At 70.5% G+C, this 22,928-nt stretch carries 18 protein-coding genes and 1 pseudogene; 9 read left to right on the top strand and 10 right to left on the bottom strand.

All coding sequences use genetic code 11. The features are described from left to right. The first annotated feature begins 130 nt into the window (after positions 1-130). Both ACSHXC_RS21360 and ACSHXC_RS21365 read left to right on the top strand, forming a co-directional pair. Positions 131-1,018 carry an NUDIX hydrolase gene (locus ACSHXC_RS21360; RefSeq protein ID WP_438293125.1) on the top strand — a complete coding sequence of 296 codons (888 nt, stop codon included), beginning with the start codon at positions 131-133 and terminating at the stop codon, positions 1,016-1,018. A gap of 142 nt (positions 1,019-1,160) precedes the next feature. Beyond that, positions 1,161-1,991: an MBL fold metallo-hydrolase gene (locus tag ACSHXC_RS21365; RefSeq protein ID WP_438293126.1), complete on the top strand. Its 831-nt coding sequence runs from the start codon at positions 1,161-1,163 to the stop codon at positions 1,989-1,991. A 78-nt stretch (positions 1,992-2,069) separates the two neighbouring features. On the opposite strand, the gene ACSHXC_RS21370 is transcribed toward ACSHXC_RS21365, so the two are convergent. Next, complete coding sequence (locus ACSHXC_RS21370; RefSeq protein WP_438293127.1) at positions 2,070-2,897, bottom strand: nucleotidyltransferase domain-containing protein; 828 nt, start codon at positions 2,895-2,897, stop codon at positions 2,070-2,072. Positions 2,898-3,251: 354 nt separating this feature from the next. Next, complete coding sequence (locus ACSHXC_RS21375; protein ID WP_017947815.1) at positions 3,252-3,926, bottom strand: Crp/Fnr family transcriptional regulator; 675 nt, start codon at positions 3,924-3,926, stop codon at positions 3,252-3,254. 383 nt (positions 3,927-4,309) lie between these two features. Between ACSHXC_RS21375 and nth the strand changes: the two genes are divergently transcribed. The 4 genes from nth (at position 4,310) to ACSHXC_RS21395 (ending at position 9,051) form a co-directional block, all read left to right on the top strand. Continuing rightward, positions 4,310-5,359: an endonuclease III gene (gene nth, locus ACSHXC_RS21380; protein ID WP_438296729.1), complete on the top strand. Its 1,050-nt coding sequence runs from the start codon at positions 4,310-4,312 to the stop codon at positions 5,357-5,359. A 448-nt stretch (positions 5,360-5,807) separates the two neighbouring features. Continuing rightward, a complete protein-coding gene (locus tag ACSHXC_RS21385) occupies positions 5,808-6,464 on the top strand; it encodes an NUDIX hydrolase (protein ID WP_438296731.1) in 657 nt (218 codons plus the stop codon). A 13-nt stretch (positions 6,465-6,477) separates the two neighbouring features. Beyond that, positions 6,478-7,677 (top strand): MarP family serine protease, encoded by a 1,200-nt coding sequence (locus tag ACSHXC_RS21390; protein WP_438293128.1) that lies wholly within the window; start codon positions 6,478-6,480, stop codon positions 7,675-7,677. A gap of 21 nt (positions 7,678-7,698) precedes the next feature. Further along, the gene (locus tag ACSHXC_RS21395) at positions 7,699-9,051 is read left to right on the top strand and encodes a 6-phospho-beta-glucosidase (protein ID WP_438293129.1); all 1,353 of its coding nucleotides are present in this window, start codon (positions 7,699-7,701) and stop codon (positions 9,049-9,051) included. Here ACSHXC_RS21395 and ACSHXC_RS21400 read toward each other — a convergent pair. From ACSHXC_RS21400 to ACSHXC_RS21425, 6 genes are all read right to left on the bottom strand, one after another. Then, a complete protein-coding gene (locus ACSHXC_RS21400; RefSeq protein ID WP_078966621.1) occupies positions 9,048-9,245 on the bottom strand; it encodes a hypothetical protein in 198 nt (65 codons plus the stop codon). The two genes, ACSHXC_RS21395 and ACSHXC_RS21400, sit on opposite strands and share 4 nt — an antisense overlap. 116 nt (positions 9,246-9,361) lie before the next feature. Next, on the bottom strand, positions 9,362-10,309 hold the full coding sequence (locus ACSHXC_RS21405; RefSeq protein ID WP_189961765.1) for an alpha/beta fold hydrolase: 948 nt from the start codon (positions 10,307-10,309) through the stop codon (positions 9,362-9,364). Then, on the bottom strand, positions 10,306-10,782 hold the full coding sequence (locus ACSHXC_RS21410) for a phage holin family protein (RefSeq protein WP_438293130.1): 477 nt from the start codon (positions 10,780-10,782) through the stop codon (positions 10,306-10,308). The genes ACSHXC_RS21405 and ACSHXC_RS21410 overlap by 4 nt, the downstream gene beginning before the upstream one ends. 75 nt (positions 10,783-10,857) lie before the next feature. Then, positions 10,858-12,252 (bottom strand): Na+/H+ antiporter NhaA, encoded by a 1,395-nt coding sequence (gene nhaA, locus ACSHXC_RS21415; protein WP_438293131.1) that lies wholly within the window; start codon positions 12,250-12,252, stop codon positions 10,858-10,860. 239 nt (positions 12,253-12,491) lie between these two features. Next, complete coding sequence (gene acs, locus ACSHXC_RS21420) at positions 12,492-14,447, bottom strand: acetate--CoA ligase (RefSeq protein WP_438293132.1); 1,956 nt, start codon at positions 14,445-14,447, stop codon at positions 12,492-12,494. Positions 14,448-14,655: 208 nt separating this feature from the next. Beyond that, positions 14,656-16,977: a bifunctional SulP family inorganic anion transporter/carbonic anhydrase gene (locus tag ACSHXC_RS21425; RefSeq protein WP_438293133.1), complete on the bottom strand. Its 2,322-nt coding sequence runs from the start codon at positions 16,975-16,977 to the stop codon at positions 14,656-14,658. A gap of 279 nt (positions 16,978-17,256) precedes the next feature. On the opposite strand from ACSHXC_RS21425, the gene ACSHXC_RS21430 reads away from it, so the two are divergent. Continuing rightward, on the top strand, positions 17,257-18,555 hold the full coding sequence (locus ACSHXC_RS21430) for a hypothetical protein (protein ID WP_438293134.1): 1,299 nt from the start codon (positions 17,257-17,259) through the stop codon (positions 18,553-18,555). Here the strand turns inward: ACSHXC_RS21430 and ACSHXC_RS21435 are convergent. Then, the gene (locus ACSHXC_RS21435) at positions 18,533-19,531 is read right to left on the bottom strand and encodes an ATP-binding protein (RefSeq protein ID WP_438293135.1); all 999 of its coding nucleotides are present in this window, start codon (positions 19,529-19,531) and stop codon (positions 18,533-18,535) included. The two genes, ACSHXC_RS21430 and ACSHXC_RS21435, sit on opposite strands and share 23 nt — an antisense overlap. A gap of 102 nt (positions 19,532-19,633) precedes the next feature. Between ACSHXC_RS21435 and ACSHXC_RS21440 the strand changes: the two genes are divergently transcribed. Continuing rightward, positions 19,634-20,452 (top strand): oxidoreductase, encoded by an 819-nt coding sequence (locus ACSHXC_RS21440; protein ID WP_438293136.1) that lies wholly within the window; start codon positions 19,634-19,636, stop codon positions 20,450-20,452. Positions 20,453-20,907: 455 nt separating this feature from the next. On the opposite strand, the gene ACSHXC_RS21445 is transcribed toward ACSHXC_RS21440, so the two are convergent. Then, positions 20,908-21,744 carry an HAD family hydrolase gene (locus tag ACSHXC_RS21445; protein ID WP_438293137.1) on the bottom strand — a complete coding sequence of 279 codons (837 nt, stop codon included), beginning with the start codon at positions 21,742-21,744 and terminating at the stop codon, positions 20,908-20,910. A 455-nt stretch (positions 21,745-22,199) separates the two neighbouring features. On the opposite strand from ACSHXC_RS21445, the pseudogene ssd reads away from it, so the two are divergent. Further along, positions 22,200-22,844: pseudogene (gene ssd / locus ACSHXC_RS21450) on the top strand (septum site-determining protein Ssd); the annotation flags it as partial. Positions 22,845-22,928: the final 84 nt, after the last annotated feature.

The raw sequence follows: 22,928 nt of genomic DNA on the forward strand, positions 1-22,928 counted from the left end.
GCCGACCGCTGCTGGATCAGGGGTGCCCCCTGGGCACGCCCGTGCATGTCATGCCTGTCATGCGTGTCAAAGGGATGTCACCTACACGCACCCCCTCGAACATCCGCACGCCACCCCGTAGCATCCGCCCATGCCCAATGGTCAGTGGTACCCGCCGGAGTGGCCGGACCGCATCCGCGCCCTCGCCGCAGGCGAGCTCACCGCGGTCGAGCCGCGGCGGGCCGCCACCGTGATGCTGCTCCGGGACGGGGCGGCCGGCACGGACACCGGCCCCGCCGTACACATGCTGCGCAGACGCGCCTCCATGGCCTTCGCCGGAGGCGCGTACGCGTACCCGGGCGGCGGCGTGGACCCTCGCGACGCCGAGGACGCCGAGCTCGGCTGGGCAGGACCGGCCCGCGAGTCCTGGGCCGAACGCCTCGGCACCGATCCTGCCTCCGCCCAGGCCATCGTCTGCGCCGCCGTCCGCGAGACCTACGAGGAGGCGGGCGTCCTCCTCGCGGGCCCCGACGCCACCACCGTCGTCGGCGACACCACCGGCGACGACTGGGAGGCCGACCGTCAGGCCCTGGTGACCCGCGACCTCAGCTTCGCCGAGTTCCTGGAGCGGCGCGGCCTCGTGCTCCGCTCCGATCTGCTCGGCGCCTGGGCGCGCTGGATCACCCCCGAGTTCGAGCCCAGGCGGTACGACACCTGGTTCTTCGTCGCCGCGCTCCCCGAAGGCCAGGTCACCCGGAACGCCTCCACCGAGGCCGACCGCACCGTCTGGATCCGCCCCGCCGAAGCCGCCGCCGGCTACGACAAGGGCGAGCTCCTGATGATGCCGCCGACCATTTCCACCCTGCGTGACCTCCTTCCGTATGCCACAGCCGCCGAAGCCCTCGTGGGCGCCGCCGAGCGCGATCTGACCCCGGTCCTGGCCCGGGCCCGCTTGACCGACACCGGGGAACTCGTCCTGAGCTGGCCGGGCCACGACGAGTTCACCAAGCACATCCCGGCCGGGGGCCGCCCCTCATGACCCGTGCCGTTGCCACCCCCATCGCCGCCACCCCTGTCGACCTTGCGCGGGACGGCCTCGCGAGGCGCGGTCGCCAGGCACTGCCCCGTTCCGCGAGGCTTGCCCAGGTGACCACCGACTCCGCCACCCCTGGAGGTGCCGTATGAGTGATGCCGCCGCTCTTCCCGGGCAGCCGCGCGGCGGGGTCCTTTCGGGCTCTGCGACCGACCGCGCGACCAACGTCCTCGCGCCCAACCCCTCCGCGATGACCCTGGACGGCACCAACACCTGGATCGTCGCCGAGCCCGACTCCGACCTGGCCGTCGTCATCGACCCCGGGCCGCTCGACGACGCGCACCTCAACCACGTCATCGCCACGGCCGAGAAGGCGGGCAAGCAGGTCGCGCTGACCCTGCTGACCCATGGGCACCCCGACCATGCCGAGGGCGCGGCCCGCTTCGCGGAGCTGACCCGTACCCCCGTGCGCGCCCTGGACCCGGCCCTGCGCCTGGGGGACGAGGGCCTCGCTGCTGGCGATGTCATCACCACCGGCGGCCTGGAGATGAGGGTGGTGCCCACCCCCGGCCACACCGCCGACTCGCTCTGCTTCCATCTGCCCGCCGACCGGGCCGTCCTGACGGGCGACACGGTCCTCGGGCGCGGCACGACCGTCGTGGCCCATCCCGACGGCCGCCTGGGCGACTATCTCGACTCCCTTCGCAGGCTGCGTTCGCTGACTGTTGATGACGGTGTGCACACCGTGCTGCCGGGTCATGGCCCGGTGCTCGACGACGCGCAGGGTGCCGTCGAGTTCTATCTGGCCCACCGGGCCCACCGGCTGGCCCAGGTGGAGACGGCGGTGGAGAACGGCCACCTCACGGCGGCGGACGTGGTGGCCCTGGTCTACTCGGACGTCGACCGGTCGCTGTGGCCGGCCGCCGAGCTCTCGGTGCGCGCACAGCTCGAGTATCTGCGCGAGCACGGCCTTATTTGATGCGGCGTCAGGTGAATGCTGGTTCAGCGGGGTGGTGTGAACCGGCGCTCTGCAGAGGAGAGTTGGGTGAGGCGGTGCTCAACTCTCCTGCGGGCGCGGCGCCTTGGCGCCATGGACCGTGAGGTATTCGGCGGCGAGCCACGGTCCGAGATTTTCGGTGTACATATCGAGAACGTTCCGGTCCGCGACCGGGTTCCCGGCCAGTACGGCAATTTTTCTCAACTGCTCGGCACGCTCCGGGTAGTAGCGCCCGAAGATCTCCGCCTGCTCCGCCAGATCGCTGGTCCAGCCGCCGTACTGCGGCATGACCAGCGTGAACGCGGTCCGCACCAGCTTGCGCGAGGCGCCGCGCACCAGCGACCGGAGCGCCGCGTCGTCGGCGGCCTTCGTGGCCTCTGTGGCTGCTGCGGCCCCGGTGGCTTCTGCGGCTTGTCGGCGCCAGCGGGGCAAGGCGTCGCCGAGGTCGCCGTTGGTCTCGCGGGCGAGCAGCGAGGTGGGCCGGTAGCGCGGCAGGTGTTCGGCGAGGTCGTCCCCGAGTAGCGGGGTGCACAGACAGGCCACGAACCAGCCGAGGTCGTACCGCTCGAGCTCGCTCAGCAGCACGTCCCGGCCGAACAGCAGGATCCCGGCCCCGTCGATCACGTCGAACCCGGCGTCCAGTTCGGCCTGGAGGTTCCGAGCCTCGGCCCGGTCGGCGCCCGTCGGGTGCTTGTGCAGCGCGAGCAGCACGTCCAGGTCGGACCGGCCTGCCCGCGCCGTGCCGCGTGGCACGGACCCGTACAGGTACGCGCTGTGCAGCCGCTCGCCGAACCGGTGGGCCACCTGGTCGCGCAGGGCGGCGACGACGGCCCGGAATTCCGGCTGCACAAGGGCGAGCGACCCCTCGCGCTCGATGTATGCGTGCAAGCTGTCCAATCCGTCGCACCCGTCCGTCCGGCCATGTGCCGCTGTGACCTTGTGTTCTTGCGTCTTTGCGCCCCTGTGTCCTTGCGTTCGCCGCGCCGCGATCGTCCGCGCGGAGCACAGCAGTTACGCGCAGAGTAGACCGGGCCACTGACAGCCGGGCTGCTCGTCCATCCCGCCTGCGCGTTCGTGTCTGCGTGGTCGCGCCCATGCGCGCCCATGAGGAAGCTGGTCCACGCGAAGGCCGGTCCACCCCGAGAGTCCGCCCACGCGAAAGGGGCCGGTCTCGGGCGAGACCGGCCCCTCAGGCGTACGAAGCGACGAGGCCGCCAAGGACGCGGCCGCGGACGATGGTGCTCAGCGCGAGCGCTTCGCCAGGCGCTCGACGTCCAGCAGGATGACCGCGCGGGCCTCCAGGCGCAGCCAGCCGCGCTGGGCGAAGTCGGCGAGCGCCTTGTTGACCGTCTCGCGGGAGGCGCCGACCAGCTGGGCCAGCTCTTCCTGAGTGAGGTCGTGGACGACGTGGATGCCCTCCTCGGACTGCACGCCGAAGCGGCGCGACAGGTCGAGGAGCGCGCGGGCGACACGGCCCGGCACGTCGGAGAAGACCAGGTCGGACATCTGGTCGTTGGTCTTGCGCAGTCGGCGGGCGACGGCGCGGAGCAGGGCCGTAGCCACCTCCGGGCGGGCGTTCAGCCAGGGCTGAAGGTCGCCGTGGCCCAGGCCCAGCAGCTTGACCTCGGTCAGCGCGGTCGCGGTGGCGGTGCGCGGGCCCGGGTCGAAGAGGGACAGCTCGCCGATGAGCTCGCCGGGGCCGAGGACCGCCAGCATGTTCTCCCGGCCGTCGGGTGAGGTGCGGTGCAGCTTCACCTTGCCCTCGGTGACCACGTACAGGCGGTCGCCGGGGTCGCCCTCGTGGAAGAGGGCGTCGCCACGGGCGAGCGTCACCTCACTCATCGAGGCGCGGAGCTCCGCGGCCTGCTCGTCATCGAGCGCCGCGAAGAGCGGGGCGCGCCGCAGAACGTCGTCCACGAATCTCTCCTTGTCGACCGGTATCAGGGGAGCCTGCTCCCCATTTTGCCGGACGGTCTAAACAGTGCGATCAATCACAAGGATGACGTACTGGAGTGCCGGACCGTGAGTCAGGGGGCCGATTGGGGCCGTGATTCGCGGTGGCCGGGGCGGATGTCGGTGCCGGGCTTTAGGCTGGCCGGGTGTCCAATTCGCCGGTGAGAGCGCAGGCCAGGGGGGCTGGAAGAGTGTCCGCAGAGAACGATTCCGCTGTGGGCGAACAGCCCGCGTCCAAGGCGAAAGACCCCGCGAAGAGGGCCGCGAGGGCCACCGGAGCCGCCTCGTCGGCCCGGGTCGGCAAGCGGGTCGAAAGCGTGGCCGAACCGGCTGGGAAGGCCGCCCGAGTGAAGCCCGCAGTCGAGGAGCCCGCCATGGTCAAGCCCGCCGCCAAGAAGACCGCTGCCAAGAAGGCGGCCGACGAGGTGACGGCCGCCAAGGTCACCTCTGCCGACGCGGCGCCTCCTAAGGAGGCTGCCTCCCCGGGCGGCCCCCAGGCGAAAGCCGCGTCGAAGGCCAAGCGTGCGGCCGCAGCCAAGAGCACCGCCAAGAGCACCGCCAAGAGCACCGCCAAGAGCGCCCCCAAGGCCACCGGCACGGGCGCCGCCGGCGGCCGGTCCGGCGGGGCCAAGCCCGAGTCCCATCTCGCGATGGTCCGCCGGGCCCGCCGGATCAATCGCGAGCTCGCCGAGGTCTATCCGTACGCCCATCCCGAACTGGACTTCCGCAACCCCTTCGAGCTGCTCGTCGCGACGGTCCTGTCGGCGCAGACCACCGACCTCCGGGTCAACCAGACGACTCCGGGCCTGTTCGCCGCGTACCCGACGCCCGAGGACCTCGCCGCGGCGAACCCCGAGGAGGTCGAGGCGATCATCCGGCCCACCGGGTTCTTCCGGGCCAAGACCAAGTCGATCATGGGGCTCGCCACTGCCCTCAGGGACGAGTTCGGCGGCGAGGTTCCGGGCCGCCTGGAGGATCTGGTCAAGCTGCCCGGCGTCGGGCGCAAGACCGCGAATGTCGTGCTTGGCAATGCATTTGGGGTGCCGGGGATCACCGTCGACACCCACTTCGGCAGGCTGGTGCGCCGGTTCAAATGGACCGAGCAGGAGGACCCGGAGAAGGTCGAGGCGGAGATCTGCGCGATCTTCCCCAAGAGCGAGTGGACGATGCTCTCGCACCGGGTCGTCTTCCACGGCCGCCGCATCTGCCACGCCCGCAAGCCCGCCTGCGGCGCCTGCCCGATCGCCCCGCTCTGCCCGTCGTACGGTGAGGGCGAGACCGACCCCGAGAAGGCGCAGAAGCTCCTCAAGTACGAGAAGGGCGGCCTGCCGGGCCAGCGGCTGAGCCCGCCGCCGGACTATCCGGGGCTGCCCGCGCCGCCGCTGGGAGCCGGCTGACGTCACCCGGAAGACGGACGCTGGAGCCGGCCGGAACGAAAGCGACCGTCACAGGCGTTGTGGACGGTGAATGACGGGGGTGCAGATGACGCACACGAGCGAGACGTACGACGGTGATCTGAGCGCGACCGGCGGTCTGGGCCGCACCGGCGGCCCGGTCGGCCGTGTGGACACCGACCGCGGCCGCAGCAGCGGCCTGAGCGGCCGTATCGGCGGGCCCGGCCACGCCCATTCCGTGAACGGCGCAGACGACCCGGCCGGGCCCGGCACCCCGCGCGGGACAGGCGACCCCACTGGCGGCCCCACCGCAGACCCCGCCAAGGACGCAGCCAGGGCCCGAGCCGTCGGCGACACGACCCTGGGCCGCGCCACCACCGGCCGCGCGGCCGGTGGCCCCCCGGGCCCCGGCGCCGAGCCGCACGCCCGCCCCAGCCCCAACGGGCTCACCGTGAGCAGCGAGGGTCTGCCCGACTGGCTGGGGCCGGTCGTGCGGGCGGCCGAGGCCGTCGAGCCCGAGCAGATGAGCCGGTTCCTGCCGCCGGAGAGCGGCGACGGGCGCCAGTCCGCCGTCCTCGTCCTCTTCGGCGAGGGCCCGCGAGGTCCCGAGTTGCTCCTCATGGAGCGGGCGAGCCAGCTCCGGTCGCACGGCGGCCAGCCCTCCTTCCCGGGCGGCGCCCTCGACCCGGAGGACGGCGACCCGGCCACCACAGGGCCGCTGCGGGCCGCGCTGCGCGAGGCCGAGGAGGAGACCGGGCTGGACCCGGCCGGCGTCCAGATCTTCGGCGTCCTGCCCCGGCTCTACATCCCGGTCAGCGGCTTCGTCGTGACGCCCGTGCTCGGCTGGTGGCGCGAGCCGACGCCGGTGCGGGCCGTCGACAGCGGCGAGACGGCCCGCGTCTTCACCGTGCCCGTGGCGGATCTCACGGACCCGGCCAACCGGGCGACCGCCGTCCACCCACGTGGCCACGCAGGCCCGGCATTCCTGGTCGAATCGGCGCTGGTGTGGGGCTTCACGGCCGGGGTGATCGACCGGATCGTGCACTACGCGGGCTGGGAGCGCCCGTGGGACCGAGCCAAGCGGGTGCCGCTCGACTGGCACGCGTGACAGGCTGGGGCCCGTGAACGTGCTGGACATCCTGTTGCTGGTCGCCGCCGTGTGGTTCGCGATCGTCGGCTACCGCCAGGGCTTCGTCGTCGGCATCCTGTCGGTGATCGGGTTCCTCGGCGGTGGCCTCATCGCCGTGTACCTGCTCCCGGTCATCTGGGACCAGCTGACCAACGAGTCCCAGGTCTCGACGACAGCGGCCGTGGTCGCGGTCGTCATCGTGATCGTCTGCGCCTCCGTGGGCCAGGCCTTCACCACCCACCTCGGCAACAAGCTGCGCCGGTACATCACCTGGTCGCCCGCGAGAGCCCTGGATGCCACCGGCGGGGCCCTGGTCAACGTCGTGGCCATGCTGCTCGTCGCGTGGCTGATCGGCTCCGCGCTCGCGGGGACCGCCCTGCCGACGCTGGGCAAGGAGGTCCGCAACTCCAAGATTCTGCTCGGGGTCTCCAATGTGATGCCCCCACAGGCGTCGACCTGGTTCAGCGACTTCTCCTCGGTCCTCGCGCAGAACGGCTTCCCGCAGGTCTTCACGCCGTTCTCGAACGAGTCGATCACCGAGGTCCAGGCGCCGGACCCGAAGCTGGCCGGCAGTCCGGTCGCGGCCGCTGCCCAGAAGTCCATCGTCAAGGTAGTCGGCATGGCCCCGAGCTGCGGAAAGCGCCTCGAAGGCACCGGCTTCGTGTTCGCCGACCGGCGCGTCATGACCAACGCGCACGTGGTGGGCGGCGTGGACGAGCCGACCATCCAGATAGGCGGTCAGGGGCGTACGTACGACGCGAAGGTCGTGCTCTACGACTGGCGCCGCGACATCGCGGTCCTGGACGTGCCGGACCTGAAGGCGCCCCCGCTCCAGTTCACCTCGACCGACGCCCGCAGCGGCAACAGCGCGATCGTCGCGGGCTTCCCCGAGGACCATCCCTACGACGTCCGCTCCGCCCGCATCCGAGGCCGGATCAGCGCGAACGGGCCGGACATCTACCACCGCGGCACGGTCCGCCGCGATGTCTACTCGCTGTTCACCACGGTCCGCCCCGGCAACTCCGGCGGCCCGCTCCTGACCACCGAGGGCAAGGTGTACGGGGTGGTCTTCGCGAAGTCCCTCGACGACCCGGACACCGGATACGCGCTGACCGCCGACGAGATCCAGGCCGACATCCAGCAGGGCCGCACGGCCAGTCAGCAGGTCGACAGCCAGCAGTGCGCCCTATGACCCCCTGACGAGAAGGCTCCGATGCGACTGACGATCCTCGGCGGCGGCGGCTTCCGCGTCCCCCTCGTGTACGGCGCCCTCCTGCGCGACCACGCGCCCGGGCGCGTCACCGAGGTGGTCCTGTACGACCTGGACGCGGCCCGGCTGCACGCCATCGGCCGGGTCCTCGCCGACCGGGCGTACGGGATCGAGGACGCCCCCCGGGTGCGCACCACCACCGACCTCGACGAGGCGCTGCGCGGCGCGGACTTCGTGTTCTCGGCGATCCGCGTCGGCGGTCTGGAGGGCCGGGCCGCCGACGAGCGGATCGCGCTCGCCGAGGGCGTCCTCGGTCAGGAGACGGTCGGCGCGGGCGGCATCGCCTACGGGCTGCGCACCGTGCCGGTCGCCGTCGAGATCGCCCGGCGGGTCAGGGCGGTCGCCCCCGACGCCTGGGTCATCAACTTCACCAATCCGGCCGGCCTGGTCACCGAGGCGATGGCCGAGCACCTCGGCGAGCGCGTCATCGGCATCTGCGACTCGCCGGTGGGTCTGGCCCGCCGGGTCGCCCGCACGATCGGCGCCGACCCGGACGCGGTGCGCCTGGACTACGCGGGCCTCAACCACCTGGGCTGGCTGCACGGCCTGTACGAGGGCGACAAGAACGTCCTGCCGCGCCTGTTCGAGCAGGGCGACGAGCTGCTCACCTCCTTCGAGGAGGGCAAGCTGTTCGGCGCCGACTGGCTGCGCTCGCTGGGCTCCGTGCCGAACGAGTACCTGCACTACTACTACTTCAACCGCGAGGCGGTGACCGCCTACCAGCAGGCCGAGCAGACCCGCGGCGCCTTTCTCAAGGACCAGCAGGCACGTTTCTACGCCACGGCGGAGACCGTGCCCGACGCGTCGGTGTGGGCGGCCTGGGACCGCACCCGGGCCGAGCGCGAGGCCACGTACATGTCCGAGAACCGGGACGTGTCGGGGGCCGGCGAGCGTGCGGCCGACGACCTGGAGTCAGGCGGGTACGAGACCGTGGCGCTCGCCCTGATGCGGGCCATCGCGAGGGACGAGGCGGCGACGCTCATCCTGAACGTGCGCAATGGAACGTCCCTGCGCGCGCTCGACGAGCGGGCCGTCATCGAGATTCCCTGCCGGATCGACGCGGCGGGCCCCCGCCCGCTGCCCGTGACACAGCTGACGGGCCACGAGGCGGGCCTGGTCGGCGCGGTGAAGGCGGTCGAGCGGTGCGTCCTGGAGGCGGCCGCGAGCGGGTCGGTGCGGGCGGCGGTGAAGGCCTTCGCCCTGCACCCACTGGTCGACTCCGTCCAGGTCGCCCGAAGGCTCCTGGACGGCTACCGAAGCGCCCACCCGGGACTCGGCTACCTCAGGGCCGACTAGGTTCGCGTATGCCGCAGCCGGGCCGAGACCCAGCGGGCCCGGCGGCGCAGGATGCGCGGAATGCCCACCTCCCGGGAATCGGAGGAGGGGTGTTCCAGCCCCTGCCCCTGCGGGCCGCCCCTCTCGTAGGAGACCGGCCCTGCGGCCGTTCGGCGGTTGCGTGCTGCGTCACCGTAGTCGTGCGTCCAGCCCATACCCCGACGTGTGCCCGGGGCCCATGGTCGGTAACCGCGCCAGAGGGGGCCAATTGGCCTATGCGCCGGGCATTTGGCCGTTCGTCGGACAGCAGTTCCCCTGCGGCCATCGGAACTCAGCGGTCCGGTTCCGGATCCCTCAGCCAGTTGACCAGTTCGGTCGAGAACGCGACCGGGTCCTCCTCGTGCGGGAAGTGGCCCAGACCGTCGAACAGCCGCCAGCGGTAGGGCGCTTCGACGTACTCGCCCGAGCCGGCCGCACTGCGGGTCCGCATCACCGGGTCCAGCGAGCCGTGCAGGTGGAGGGTGGGGACGCGGACGGGCCGCTTCATCCTCCGGTTGAACTGGATGCCGTCGGGCCGCGCCATCGACCGCACCATCCAGCGGTACGGCTCGATGGAGCAGTGCGCCGTGGACGGGATGCACATGGCGCGCCGGTAGGTCTCCACGGCCTCGTCCTCGGGCTGACGCGGGCCCGACCAGTCCCGTACGAGGCGGCCGACCAAGGCGGCGTCGTCCGCGACCAGTTGACGCTCCGGCAGCCAGGGGCGCTGGAACCCCCAGACGTAGGACCCGGCCGAGGTCTGCTTGAGGTCGGCGAGCATCGCCGAGCGCCAGCGGCGCGGATGCGGCATCGACGACACCACGAGCCGGCGCACCAGCTTGGGCCGCATCACGGCCGCCGTCCATGCCAGATAGCCGCCCAGGTCGTGCCCGACCAGGGCCGCGTCCGGCTCGCCCAGGGACCGTACGACGCCGGTGATGTCAAGGGCGAGGTTGGCCGGGTCGTAGCCGCGCGGGGTGCGGTCGCTGCCGCCGACCCCGCGCAGGTCCATCGCGACCGCGCGGAAACCGGCGTCGGCCAGCGCGGTCAGCTGATGGCGCCAGGTCCACCAGAACTGCGGAAAGCCATGGAGCAACAACACCAGTGGCCCGTCGCCGAGTTCGGCGATATGGAAGCGCGCACCATTGGCTGCCACGTCCCTATGGGTCCAGGGACCATCGATACGGACGGGGCTGCCGGTGCCGCCAGGGCTTCCGGTACCGGGATCGGGTGCGGTCATGCAGACGAGCGTGCCACAGAGGCGGGCGTCTCCGTGACCGCGTCCTGGACAGCCGCCGGGCGCGGGTGCGGCTTCACGCCCTGCAGCGTCGCGGCCGTCTGCTTGGCCGAGGCGATGGACTTCTCCGGCGGCTTGACCTTCTTGAACTTGGCGATGGCGAGCGCCCCGAGCAGCGCCGCGAGCACCAGGAACGCCCCGCCGACGATGAGGAACGACCAGGCCAGCCCCAGCCCCAGGTTGTGGATGCCGTACGCCGCCGCGAAGCTCAGCACCGGCAGCGAGAACAGCGCGAGCACACCGGCCGTGCTGATGGCGATGCCGCCGATCGCCCCGCGCTTGACGTCCTGGCGCAGCTCGGCCTTGGCCAGCGCGATCTCGTCGTGCACCAGCGCGGACATCTCGGCGGTCGCGGAGGCGACCAGCTGGCCGAGGCTGCGCTCGGCGCTGCCGGCGTTGTGGCTGGGGTCGCTCATCGCTGACTCCCTCATCTCTTCTCGGATACCGACGGGTCGTACAGGTCCAACAGGTCCAACAGGCCCGTTGTCAGATCATGCCGGACTGTCGCCGTCGTCGCGCCCCGCCCCCGCCAGTTGTGCCAGCCTGCGGTGCTCGGCCGCCTTGTTCTCGTAGATCGTGGCCATCCTCAGGTGGTACTCCGGCTTGTCCAGTTCGTACATGTCGGGGATGCCGTCCTGGTCGTCGTCCCGCTCCTCGTCCTCGACGAGCGCCTTGTACTTGCGTACCCGCATCTTGAGCAGGACGGAGGCGAGGACCGCGGCTATCAGGGAGCCCACGAGGACGGCCGCCTTGACCTCGTCGGTCAGCCGGCCCTGGTCGGCGAAGGCGAGTTCGCCGATGAGCAGCGAGACGGTGAAGCCGATGCCGGCGAGCGAGGCGACGGCGAAGACGTCGGCCCAGGCCAGGTCGTCGTTGAGCTCGGCCTTGGTGAACCGGGCGGCCAGCCAGGTGCCGCCGAAGATGCCGAGGGCCTTGCCGACGACCAGGCCGAGCACGACACCGAGCGTCTCGGGCCGGGTGAAGACGTCGGCCAGGGTGCCGCCGCTGATGCCCACACCGGCCGAGAACAGCGCGAAGAGCGGTACCGCGAGCCCGGCCGAAACCGGCCGCATCAGGTGCTCGATGTGCTCGCCGGGGGAGTGCTCCTCGCCCTCGGTGCGGTGGCAGCGGAGCATCAGGCCCATCGCGACGCCGGCGATGGTGGCGTGGACGCCGCTGTTGTACATCAGCCCCCAGATGACGAGCGCGAGCGGGATGTAGACGTACCAGCCCCGCACGCCCTTCCTGAGCAGCAGCCAGAAGACGCCGAGCCCGACCACGGCGCCGCCCAGGGCCGCGAAGTTGATGCTGTTGGTGAAGAAGACCGCGATGATCAGGATCGCGAAGAGGTCGTCGACGACGGCGAGCGTGAGCAGGAAGGCACGGAGCGCGGAGGGCAGCGAGGTGCCGATGACCGCGAGCACGGCCAGGGCGAACGCGATGTCCGTAGCGGTCGGTACGGCCCAGCCGTCAAGGGATCCGTTGCCGGAAATGTTGACCAGTGCGTAGACGAGCGCGGGGACGGCCATGCCGCAGACGGCCGCGATCACGGGCAGGGCGGCTGCCTTGGGGTCGCGCAGTTCTCCGGCGACGAGTTCACGTTTGAGCTCGATACCGGCGACAAAGAAGAAGATGGCGAGCAGGCCGTCGGCCGCCCAGTGCTGTATCGAGAGGTCGAGCCCCAGGGCGCCGATTCCCAGATGGAAACCTCGGACCGACTCGTAACTCGAACCCAGCGTGTTCGCCCAGATCAGCGCGGCGATCGCGGCCACGAGCAACAGGACGCCGCCGACGGTCTCGGCGCGCAGCGCCTCCGCGACGAAGTTGCGCTCGGGCAGTGAGAGGCGGCCGAGGAACTTGCGCTTGCTGGGGGTGGGTATGGCCACGAGGGCGACCTCCGGTCGGTTCGGCGGGCATGACTGAGCACGTTGCCGACCAGACTTCCCGGCGCACCTGACCTTCTTGTCGCGTCATTGACGCTTTCCTTACTTTACCTAACTTTATGGAGTGGTGCATGCGGCGGGGTGAATCCGGTGATCATCACTTTAGGGGCATACCAGCCACAAGGCGCGCGAAAAGGGCCCGGCCGCCTCCCCGGCCGGGCCCTTCAGCGCTGGTTGGCCGCTCAGTCCTCGCTGGCCGCGCTCGGCAGCTTGTTCTGGATCAGCGACATGACGGAGGAGTCGGTCAGCGTGGTGACATCGCCCAGCTCACGGTTCTCGGCGACGTCGCGGAGCAGCCGGCGCATGATCTTGCCCGAGCGGGTCTTGGGCAGCTCCGCGACCGGCAGGACGCGCTTGGGCTTGGCGATCGGGCCGAGGGCCGAGCCGACGTGCGCCCGCAGCTCCTCGACCAGGCCGTCGGTCTCGGCGGCGGTGCCGCGCAGGATCACGAAGGCCACGATGGCCTGCCCGGTCGTCTCGTCGGCGGCGCCGACCACGGCCGCCTCGGCGACCGAGGGGTGCGAGACGAGGGCCGACTCGACCTCCGTCGTCGAGATGTTGTGGCCGGAGACGAGCATGACGTCGTCGACGCGGCCGAGCAGCCAGATGTCGCCGTCGTCGTCCTTCTTGGCGCCGTCGCCCGCGAAGTACCGGCCCTCGAAGCGCGACCAGTACGTATCGATGAAGCGCTGGTCGTCGCCCCAGATGGTGCGCAGCATGGAGGGCCACGGCTCGGTCAGGACGAGGTAGCCGCCCCCGCCGTTCGGAACCTCGTGGGCCTCGTCGTCGACCACGGTCGCGGCGATGCCGGGCAGTGCGCGCTGGGCCGAACCCGGCTTGGTGTGGGTGACTCCGGGCAGCGGCGAGATCATCATCGCGCCGGTCTCGGTCTGCCACCAGGTGTCCACGATCGGGCACTTGTCGGCGCCGATGTGCTTGCGGTACCACATCCACGCCTCGGGGTTGATCGGCTCGCCGACCGAACCCAGGACCCGCAGACTGCTCAGGTCGAACTTGGCGGGGATGTCGTCGCCCCACTTCATGAACGTACGGATCGCGGTCGGCGCGGTGTAGAGGATGGTCACGCCGTACTTCTGCACGATCTCCCAGAACCGCCCCTGGTGCGGGGTGTCCGGGGTGCCCTCGTACATGACCTGGGTCGCGCCGTTGGCGAGCGGCCCGTAGACGATGTACGAGTGCCCGGTGACCCAGCCGATGTCGGCCGTGCACCAGTAGACGTCGCTCTCCGGCTTCAGGTCGAAGACCGCGTGGTGGGTGTACGCGGCCTGGGTGAGGTAGCCGCCGGAGGTGTGCAGGATGCCCTTGGGCTTACCCGTCGTACCCGAGGTGTACAGGATGAACAGAGGGTGCTCGGCGTCGAAGGCGGTGGGCGTGTGCTCCACGGACTGGCGGGCGACAATGTCGTCCCACCACACATCGCGGCCCTCGGTGAACGCGGTGTCCTGGCCCGTGCGGCGTACCACCAGCACATGCTCGACCTGCGGGCACTTGGTGACGGCCTCGTCGATGGCGGGCTTGAGGGCGGAGGGCTTGCCGCGCCGGTAGCCGCCGTCGGCGGTGATGACGAGCTTGGCGTCGGCGTCCTGGATACGGGAGGCGACGGCGTCGGCCGAGAAGCCGCCGAAGACCACGGAGTGCGCGGCGCCGACCCGGGCGCAGGCGAGCATCGCGACGGCCGCCTCGGGGATCATCGGCAGATACACCGCGACCCGGTCGCCGGCCTGAACTCCCAGCTCCGTAAGGGCGTTGGCGGCCCTTGACACCTCGTCCTTGAGCTCGGCATAGGTGAGGGAGCGGCTGTCGCCGGGCTCGCCCTCGAAGTGGATGGCGACGCGGTCGCCGTGCCCGGCCTCGACATGGCGGTCGACGCAGTTGTACGCGACGTTCAGCTTGCCGTCGGCGAACCACTTCGCGAACGGCGGGTTCGACCAGTCGAGGGTCTCGGTCGGCTCGGTGGCCCAGGTCAGGCGCCGGGCCTGCTCGGCCCAGAAGCCCAGCCTGTCCGCCTCGGCCCACTCGTACGCCTCCGCCGTCACGTTGGCGTTCGCGGCCAGCTCGGAGGGCGGCGCGAACCGCCGCTCCTCCTTGAGCAGGTTGGCCAGGCTTTCGTTGCTCACGACATCTCCCTTTCCCAGGGCGTCCTATGTGCCTATGTGTCCCGGGCCATAGCTCATCAGGCCAAAGGCCGGGTGACAAGAGTCTCCAGGGAATTGGTTTAGACCTGTAGGCCTCGCTGGTCATCGGCGCGGCACGCGGACGGCCTCTCCTGCGGCGGGGGAGGCCGGTCAGGAGAGGCCGTACGTTCTCGACGAGGCGCGACAGGTTTCAGGCGTGCGTGTCCTCCAGGAGGTTGACGCCGACGCCCTCGAAGACCTCCGCGTGGTCGTCCGCAGCGAGCAGATACGCCTGCGCCTCGCCCACGTGGAAGTACATGCCGTGCAGGGCGAGCGTGCCGGCCTCCAGCGCGCGGGCCACCGATTCGTGCTGCCGCAGATGGTCCAACTGCTGGACGACATTGGTCAGACAGAGCTGTTCCACCGCGTCGGCGGGCAGCCGCCCGGCGATCCGGGCCCAGGAGTGCCGTCGGCTCGTCATCCTCTCCAGGCTTGGCTTGCCGTACCGCAGCCAGCGGCGCAGCGGCGTCATCGGCTCCTCGGGGTTGCTGTTGAGCAGCGCCTGCATCGCGCCGCAGCCGGAGTGCCCGCAGACGGTGATCGACTGGACCTGGAGGATGTCCACGGCGTACTCGATGGCCGCGGCGACCGAGTCGTCGGCGCCTTCCGCGCCCGGCGGCGGGACCAGGTTGCCGATGTTGCGCACGGTGAACAGATCGCCCGGACCGCTGGACGTGATCATGCTGGTGACCAGGCGTGAGTCCGCGCAGGTGATGAAGAGCTGCTGCGGCCGCTGGCCCTCGCGGGCGAGCCGGGCCAGCTCGTCGCGCACCAGGGGGGCGGTGTTGCGCTGGAACGAGCTGAGCCCGCTGACCAGTTGGTGCCCGTGGGCGTGCTGTGGCGGCTGCTCGTGACAGTGGTGGTTGCGCCACGGTGTCCAGGGGCGGCAGCACGTGTGCGCGGTGGAAGCGGGCTCGGCGATCCTGCCGCCGGCGCGCCCGGTGATGCGTACGCTGCCGCCGCGCGCGTGGTGCGCGTCCTGCCAGCTCTGCAGCGCCTCGAAGGCGGCGTGATCCATGAACGACCCGTCCAACTCCACGATGGTGTCCGCTCCTTGGGGGACGTGGCCGAGCGCCCGGGTCAGCCGGGGCACGGCGAGGAACGTCAACTGGCCGCGGGCACACACCAGATACGTGCCGTCGTCCTCCTCCTGGGCGGTGATCCGGGTACGGGCGAGCCGGTGCAGCGCGACGGCCACGGCCACCGCAATCCCCAGGACCACTCCTTGCAGCACGCCCAGGACGAGCACTCCGCCGACGGAAGCCACGTAAACCAGGAATTCTCGGTGCTTGTGGACGTTGCGGATGTGGGCGAAGTTGACCATCTGGATGCCGACCATCATGACCAGGGCGGCCAGCGCGGCCAGCGGGATCCACTCCAGTACGGACACGAGCAGCCCGGCCGCGAGCAGCACCCACACGCCGTGCAGCACGGTCGAGGCGCGGCCGGTCGCGCCCGCCCGGACGTTGGCGCTGCCGCGCACCGCGCCGCCCGAAACGGGCATGCCGCCGAGAAGCCCGGAGACGGCGTTGGCGATGCCCTGGCCGCGCAGCTCGCGGTCGAGGTCGGCGCGCGGCGGGGCCGTGGTGCCCGGCCGTTCGGACGCGAGGCGGTTCACCGCGACCGCGGAGAGCAGCGACTCCAGGCTGGCGACCAGCGTCACGGTGAGCACGGCGGTGGCGAGCCCGAGCACCGGCCCTTGCGGCAGCTCGGGCAGCACGTGCGCGTCCCAGGAGGGCAGGGCGACCCTGGCGATGTGCGGCGCGGCGAGCGCGGCGACACCGGTGGCGATCACCACGCAGGCGAGCGCGGCGGGGATTCGGCGCAGGGCTTTTCCGACAGGCCCGGGAACGCGCGGCCACAGCAGGAGTACGGCGATGGTCAGCGCGCCGATGAGCGGGGCCGCGGGGCCGACCTGGGCCAACTGCTCGGGCAGGGCAAGGGCGTTGTCCACGGCCGAGCTCTGCGGGGAGCCGCCGAGGACGATGTGGAGCTGGGCGAGCGCGATGGCGGCGCCGATGCCGGCGAGGGTGCCGTGCACGATGGCGGGGCTGACCGCGAGGGCGGAGCGCGCCGTCTTCAGTGAACCCAGGGCGACTTGGAGCAGACCCGCGCACACGGTGATGGCGCAGCTGGTGCGCCAGCCGTACGTCTGGATCAGCTCGGCGGACACCACGGTCAGACCGGCCGACGGCCCGCTGACGAGCAGGGGCGAGCCGCCGAGGAGCCCGGCGACGATCCCTCCGGCCCCGGCCGCGATGAGGCCGGCCTCCAGGGGCGCGTCGATGGCGACGGCGAGACCGAGCGACATCGGGACGGCGAGCAGGAAGACGGTGATGGACGCCGACAGATCGGCGCCCTTGATCCGGAAGCGGCGCCTCGACCCGTCCCCGGAGGGGGACACCTGGTGCGGTCGCCGGATGCGCGGCGTGCGAGCTGGGGTCTTGGCGCGAGGGGGTACGCAAGCAGGCATGTTCCCGTCTCCTCCGGGCAGCGCGGTCGCGGAATGTGGGGTCGCGGCCGTGGGTCACGGCGTGCAGCGGGGGGACTCTCAACTCTCGGTAAACGAATCGTAATGCAGAGTAAAGTGCTGCGCTTCTCATTTGGGGTAAATGGGGCAATGATTCACCCTTAAGGGTGAATAATCATCTTTTCAATCGGCTTGTCGCGCCTTCGCCCCTCGGGTTGCGTGCGACTTTTGCGGCGCCGTGACGGCATGTCAATCACATAACCGCAAGAAAGAGGTGGGCGGATGATCGCCGCCACGCACGCCACCAAGAGGATCGCTGTCGGTGTCATCGCCACGGCGCTGGCCGCCGGAGCCGCGGGCTGCTCCTCGGACCCGGCCGGGCCGGGCGCGCACGCCGGCCCGCAGGGCGCGGCCGCCCCCAATATCGCGCCCCATCTCATCGGGGACGGCTCCACCGCGTATACCGGGCTCCAGCCGCACCTGCTCAAGGCCCAGAAGCTCAAACCGGGGCAGCAGCCGCCCCAGTTCGTGGTGTTCTCCTGGGACGGCGCCGGCGAGGACAGCCAGAAGCTCTTCTCGCACTTCCGCCAGGTCGCCAACGAGTCCAACGCGACCATGACGTACTTCCTGAGCGGCGTGTACCTGCTCCCCGAGGCCAAGGCGAGCCTGTACACCGCGCCCAAGCATGCCTCGGGCCTCTCGGACATCGGGTTCAATGACGACAAGGGCATCAAGGACACCATTGCCCAGCTGCGCGCCGCGTGGCAGGAGGGCAACGAGATCGGGACCCACTTCAACGGCCACTTCTGTGGCCCCGAGGGCGGTGTCGGCACCTGGTCGGTGGACGAGTGGAAGAGCGAGATCGCACAAGCCAAGTCCTTTGTGAAGAACTGGAAGACAAACTCCGGCATGAAGGCGGAGGCGCCGCTCCCGTTCGACTACGACAAGGAGCTCATCGGCGGCCGCACCCCGTGCCTGGAGGGACGCAAGAACTTCGTCGCGGCCGCGGGCCAGATGGGCTTCCGCTACGACACCAGCGCCGTCAACGACCAGGTGTGGCCGAAGAAGAACGACAACGGCGTCTGGGACCTGTCGATGCAACTGGTGCCGGTCCCGGGCCGCGGCTTCGAGACGCTGTCCATGGACTACAACTTCTACATGAACCAGTCCAACGCCATGACCGGTGACGCGGATCAGCACGAGTACTGGGGCAACCAGATGCGCGACGGCCTCCTCCAGGCCTTCGCCCGCTCCTACGACGGCAACCGCGCCCCGCTGATCATCGGCAACCACTTCGAGTCCTGGAACGGCGGCGCCTATATGCACGCCATCGAGGACACCATCAGGACGGTGTGCGTGAAGCGCGACGTCCGTTGCGTCTCGTTCCGTCAGCTCGCCGACTGGCTGGACGCCCAGGACCCGGCCGTGCTCGCCAAGTTCGGCGCGCTGAAGGTCGGCGAGGCGCCCAAGGGCGGCTGGGCAGCCCTGGAGGCCGCCCAGCCCGCGGCCCCCGCGAAGCCGGTCGCCCCGCTGAAGCCCGCGGCGCCCGAGCCCGCCGTCAGGCAGGCTGAGGCTCGCTGACCTCGGTGATCAGTCCCTCGCTCAGTACGAAGTCGGGGTCGACCTGCGCGGCCAGGTCGGCCCCGGTCTTCGCATTGCCCCAGCTCTCCGCGTTCTTCAGATGGAAGTGCACCATCTGCCGCGTGTAGCGCTCCCAATCCCGGTTTCCGTACGAATCGTCCGCCGCGTTCTGCAGCGTCTGCAGGGCGAGCCGGTTGTCGGCCTCAAGCAGCTCGAAGCGCGGAGGGCGGCCCTTCTCCATGGCGCGGACCCAGTCGGAGTGGCCCATCGTCACCAGGAGGTCGTCGCCGACCTCGGCACGCAGGAAGTCCACGTCGTCCTGGCCCTGCACCTTGTTGCCGACGACCTTGAGCGCGACCCCGTAGTCCCGGGCGTACTCCTTGTACTGGCGGTAGACCGAGACGCCCTTCCGGGTCGGCTCGGCCACCAGGAAGGTCATGTCGAAGCGCGTGAACATGCCGGATGCGAACGAGTCCGAGCCCGCCGTCATGTCGACGACGACGTACTCGTCCACGCCGTCCACCAGGTGGTTCAGGCACAGCTCGACCGCGCCGACCTTCGAGTGGTAGCAGGCGACGCCCAGGTCGGACTCGGTGAACGGGCCGGTCGCCATCAGCCGGATGTCCCCGTCGTCGAGCACCACCCGGCGCGCGCACGCCTCGTAGACCGGGTTCGCCTCGCGCACCCTGAGCAGCCGGGAGCCGTGGCCGGGCGGCGTCGTCTTGATCATCGTCTCGGTGGAGGCGATCCGCGGGTTGGTGCCGCGCAGGTACTCCTTGATGAGCGGCAGGTGCGCGCCCATCGCGGGCAGGGCCGCGGCCTCCTCCTCGTCGAGCCCGAGCGCGGCTCCGAGGTGCTGGTTGATGTCGGCGTCGACCGCGACGACGGCGGCCTCGTTGGCGGTGAGGTGACGGATGAAGAGCGAGGACAGCGTGGTTTTTCCGCTGCCGCCCTTCCCCACGAAAGCGATCTTCATGTTCACCAAGGGTAATTGCACGGTGGCGCTATGTATGCATGTCGAGTGAAGAAGACCACTCGAAGGTGGGGCGCGGCTTGCGGACGCGTAGCCTCCTTACCTATGAGTACGAACGCCGCTGACCCTCTTGTCGCCCTCGGTGGGCTGCCGGGCGTCCCGGACGCCGTGGACTCCGTGCGCAAGGCCGTGGACCGGGTCTACGGGCACCGTGTGATGCGGCGCCGCAGCAACGAGATCACCTCGGAGGCGGCGCTGCGCGGGGCCCGCGGCAGTGCCGCCCTGTCCGGCGCGGACTGGGCCCTCGAAGAGGTGCGGCGGCGTACCGACTTCGGCAGCGAGCCCGAGGCGCGCACGGTCGGTGCCGCGCTGCGCCTGACCGCCGAGGCGGGCCAACTCCTGTCCATCTGGCGGCAGTCGCCCCTGCGGGTGCTTGCCCGGCTGCACCTGGTCGCGGCCGCGGACGCCGGTGACGCGGTCGGCCGGCCACGCCAGCGCGGCGAAGCGGTCGACGAGCCGCTCATCGAACTCCCGCTGCCGGACGCGGACGAGGTCGCGGGCCGCCTCGAAGGCCTCTCGCGGCTGATCATCGCGGGCGGCTCGGCCCCGGCCCTGGTGACCGCCGCCATCGTGCACGGAGAGCTCCTCGCACTGAGGCCCTTCACCTCGCACAACGGACTCGTCGCGCGCACCGCCGAGCGGATCGTGCTGATCGGCAGCGGCCTGGACCCGAAGGCGATCTGCCCGGCCGAGGTCGGTCATGCGGAGCTGGGGCGGGCGGCCTACGCGGCGGCGCTCGACGGCTACGTCTCGGGGACCCCGCAGGGCATGGCGGCCTGGATCGCCCACTGTGGCAAGGCGGTCGAGCTGGGTGTGCGCGAGTCGACGGCGGTGTGCGAGGCGCTGCAGCGCGGCGCCGCGTAGGCGGAGGCCTGGGCCGACTGCGCGCGGCACGCGCCCGGTTCGCCGTGGTTCGGGGCCCGGAATCGTACATTGCGTACAGGAAAAGGGTTGCGGCGGTATCGATGTCCGATACCGCCGCTGGCATGTCCACCGTGTTACCAAGCGTCCTCGAATATTGCCCATCAGGCCGGGATTCTCTGCCCGTTCACCTGGTGCGGCTGGCCCGTAATCGACGGGTCGACGTCGCGTGGGTGCTCGATGTTCATGCTCGGTCCGTGGGGCCTTTATTGCGTAGAAGGTGATCCTCTCGGATGTCCCAGGTCTCGCGGGCCGTTGAGTCCTTTCTACTCCCGTACGGCGGGAAGCGAAACCCCTGACCACAGTTCTTTACTTTTAGGTTCAAACAGGGGTGAAACGGACGTCTGTTTGCATGTGCGCTCTCCAGGAGCACCCTTCGAGCAGGTTTGCGCGGTCCCTCAAGCAGAGTCGCAGCCGCGCCGCCGGCTGGCGTACCAGACGAGACCGGCGGTCGCCGCGGCCGCGCCTACAGCCGCCGCGACCAGCAGCGCCGACCGGGGCGGCATCTTGATGGCGGGCAGCCGTTGCTTGAGGCTGACCGGCTTGTTGAAGACGAGAACCGGCCATTCTCGGGCGGTCGCTTCGCGGCGCAGCGCCCGGTCCGGATTGACGGCATGGGGGTGGCCGACCGACTCCAGCATCGGGACATCGGTCGCCGAATCGCTGTAGGCGTAGCAGCGCGCCAGGTCGTATCCCTCGGACTCGGCCAGCTCCTTGACGGCCTCGGCCTTCGTCGGACCATAGGCGTAGTACTCGACGTCCCCCGTGAAGCAGCCGTCCTCGCCGACCACCATTCTGGTCGCCACCACCCGGTCCGCGCCGAGCAGTTCGCCGATCGGCTCGACGACCTCGGCGCCCGACGTCGACACGATGACCACGTCGCGGCCGGCGGCGTGGTGCTCCTCGATGAGCGAGGCGGCCTCGTCGTAGATGATCGGGTCGATCAGGTCGTGCAGGGTCTCGGCGACGATCTCCTTGACCTGCTGGACGTTCCAGCCCTTGCAGAGGGCGGACAGATACTCGCGCATCCGCTCCATCTGATCGTGGTCGGCGCCACCGGCGAGGAATACGAACTGCGCGTACGCAGTCCGCAGTACGGCGCGGCGGTTGATCAGTCCTCCTTGATAGAAGGACTTGCTGAAGGTCAGTGTCGACGACTTGGCAATGACTGTCTTGTCCAAGTCGAAGAAGGCGGCGGTTCGCGGCAACGAGTGGTTTTCCACGAGCCCGAGCATAGGCGCCCACCATTCGGCGTAAGCTGGGGCGCGTGGGTTTGCCTGAGAAGGCTCTCGGGTACACCATGGAAGTCACGGATCGTTCGCGACCGTGCTAACCCGGTCCGACTCCTCCCCCCCCGAGTCGGCCGTGGGGACGACCCCCGCTCTCCCCCCCGGCGGGGGTCGTCGCATGTCCGGATGCGTTTTCGGCCCTTGGATCCGATCGTCGTCCCCCTCGTTCCGTCTCGCGCCCGCGCTCTCCCGCACCCTAGACTCGTCACTGTGTGTAGTGGTTGCGCTGCGCTCCGGAAGTCACCGGTATAGGTGAACGGGATATTCACAACGCGGATAGTTGTCCACAGATTTCGATCAAGATCCACATTATTTCGAGTCTCCCTCCACCGTGATTCCAGTTCGCGAAGTGCGCGGACGCAGGAATCCGAGTGAGAGGGGCGGAAATCGTGGACGGAGTCATGGCTTCCGATCGGCCGCCGGGTACGGATGGGCGGCGCGGCGGACCGCTGATCGTGACCGAGGACGAGGAACTGCTCGACGATCTGCTGCGGCTGTGCGCGGCGGCCGGCACCGAGCCCGAGGTGTGCCACGGCGTGCCCGACCGCAAGGGCGGCTGGGAGAGCGCACCCCTGATCCTGGTCGGCGACGACGCCGCTCCCCGGCTGCTCGGATCGGCCCGCAGGCGCGGGGTGCTCCTGGTGGGCCGGGACCAGGACGACCCGGGCGTGTGGCAGACCGCGGTCGAGCTCGGCGCGGACCATGTGCTGCGGCTGCCCGACGCCGAGCCGTGGCTCGTCGACCGGATCGCGGACGCCGCCGAAGGCGTGGGGCGCCCGGCCCTGACCGTCGGGGTGATCGGCGGACGCGGCGGCGCCGGGGCCTCGACGCTGGCCTGCGCCCTCGCGGTGACCGCCGCCCGCTCCGGACAGCGCACCATGCTGATCGACGGCGACCCGCTCGGCGGCGGCCTGGATGTGCTGCTCGGCGGGGAGCAGGCCGATGGCCGCCGTTGGCCGGATTTCGCCGCTTCGCGAGGGCGGGTCGCCGGGGGCGCCCTGGAGGAATCGCTGCCGCGGCTGCATCAGTTGAGGGTGCTGAGCTGGGTTGTTCCTGCTTTCTTGCAGTGTCGCTTTGGAAGCGTGGGTGACCAGTGAGCTGAGAGTTTGTGCCTTGCAGTGCGATGTGTC

Source organism: Streptomyces sp. HUAS TT7, from assembly GCF_051550175.1.
Taxonomy (GTDB): Bacteria; Actinomycetota; Actinomycetes; order Streptomycetales; family Streptomycetaceae; genus Streptomyces.

What these genes read in the sequence shown, in the direction of transcription:
- ACSHXC_RS21360 (WP_438293125.1), top strand. Translation starts at nt 131, where the DNA reads ATGCCCAATGGTCAGTGGTACCCGCCGGAGTGGCCGGACCGCATCCGC.
- ACSHXC_RS21365 (WP_438293126.1), top strand. Translation starts at nt 1,161, where the DNA reads ATGAGTGATGCCGCCGCTCTTCCCGGGCAGCCGCGCGGCGGGGTCCTT.
- ACSHXC_RS21395 (WP_438293129.1), top strand. Translation starts at nt 7,699, where the DNA reads ATGCGACTGACGATCCTCGGCGGCGGCGGCTTCCGCGTCCCCCTCGTG.
- ACSHXC_RS21400 (WP_078966621.1), bottom strand. Translation starts at nt 9,245, where the DNA reads ATGGGCTGGACGCACGACTACGGTGACGCAGCACGCAACCGCCGAACG.
- ACSHXC_RS21405 (WP_189961765.1), bottom strand. Translation starts at nt 10,309, where the DNA reads ATGACCGCACCCGATCCCGGTACCGGAAGCCCTGGCGGCACCGGCAGC.
- ACSHXC_RS21410 (WP_438293130.1), bottom strand. Translation starts at nt 10,782, where the DNA reads ATGAGCGACCCCAGCCACAACGCCGGCAGCGCCGAGCGCAGCCTCGGC.
- ACSHXC_RS21425 (WP_438293133.1), bottom strand. Translation starts at nt 16,977, where the DNA reads ATGCCTGCTTGCGTACCCCCTCGCGCCAAGACCCCAGCTCGCACGCCG.
- ACSHXC_RS21430 (WP_438293134.1), top strand. Translation starts at nt 17,257, where the DNA reads ATGATCGCCGCCACGCACGCCACCAAGAGGATCGCTGTCGGTGTCATC.
- ACSHXC_RS21435 (WP_438293135.1), bottom strand. Translation starts at nt 19,531, where the DNA reads ATGAAGATCGCTTTCGTGGGGAAGGGCGGCAGCGGAAAAACCACGCTG.
- ACSHXC_RS21440 (WP_438293136.1), top strand. Translation starts at nt 19,634, where the DNA reads ATGAGTACGAACGCCGCTGACCCTCTTGTCGCCCTCGGTGGGCTGCCG.
- ACSHXC_RS21445 (WP_438293137.1), bottom strand. Translation starts at nt 21,744, where the DNA reads ATGCTCGGGCTCGTGGAAAACCACTCGTTGCCGCGAACCGCCGCCTTC.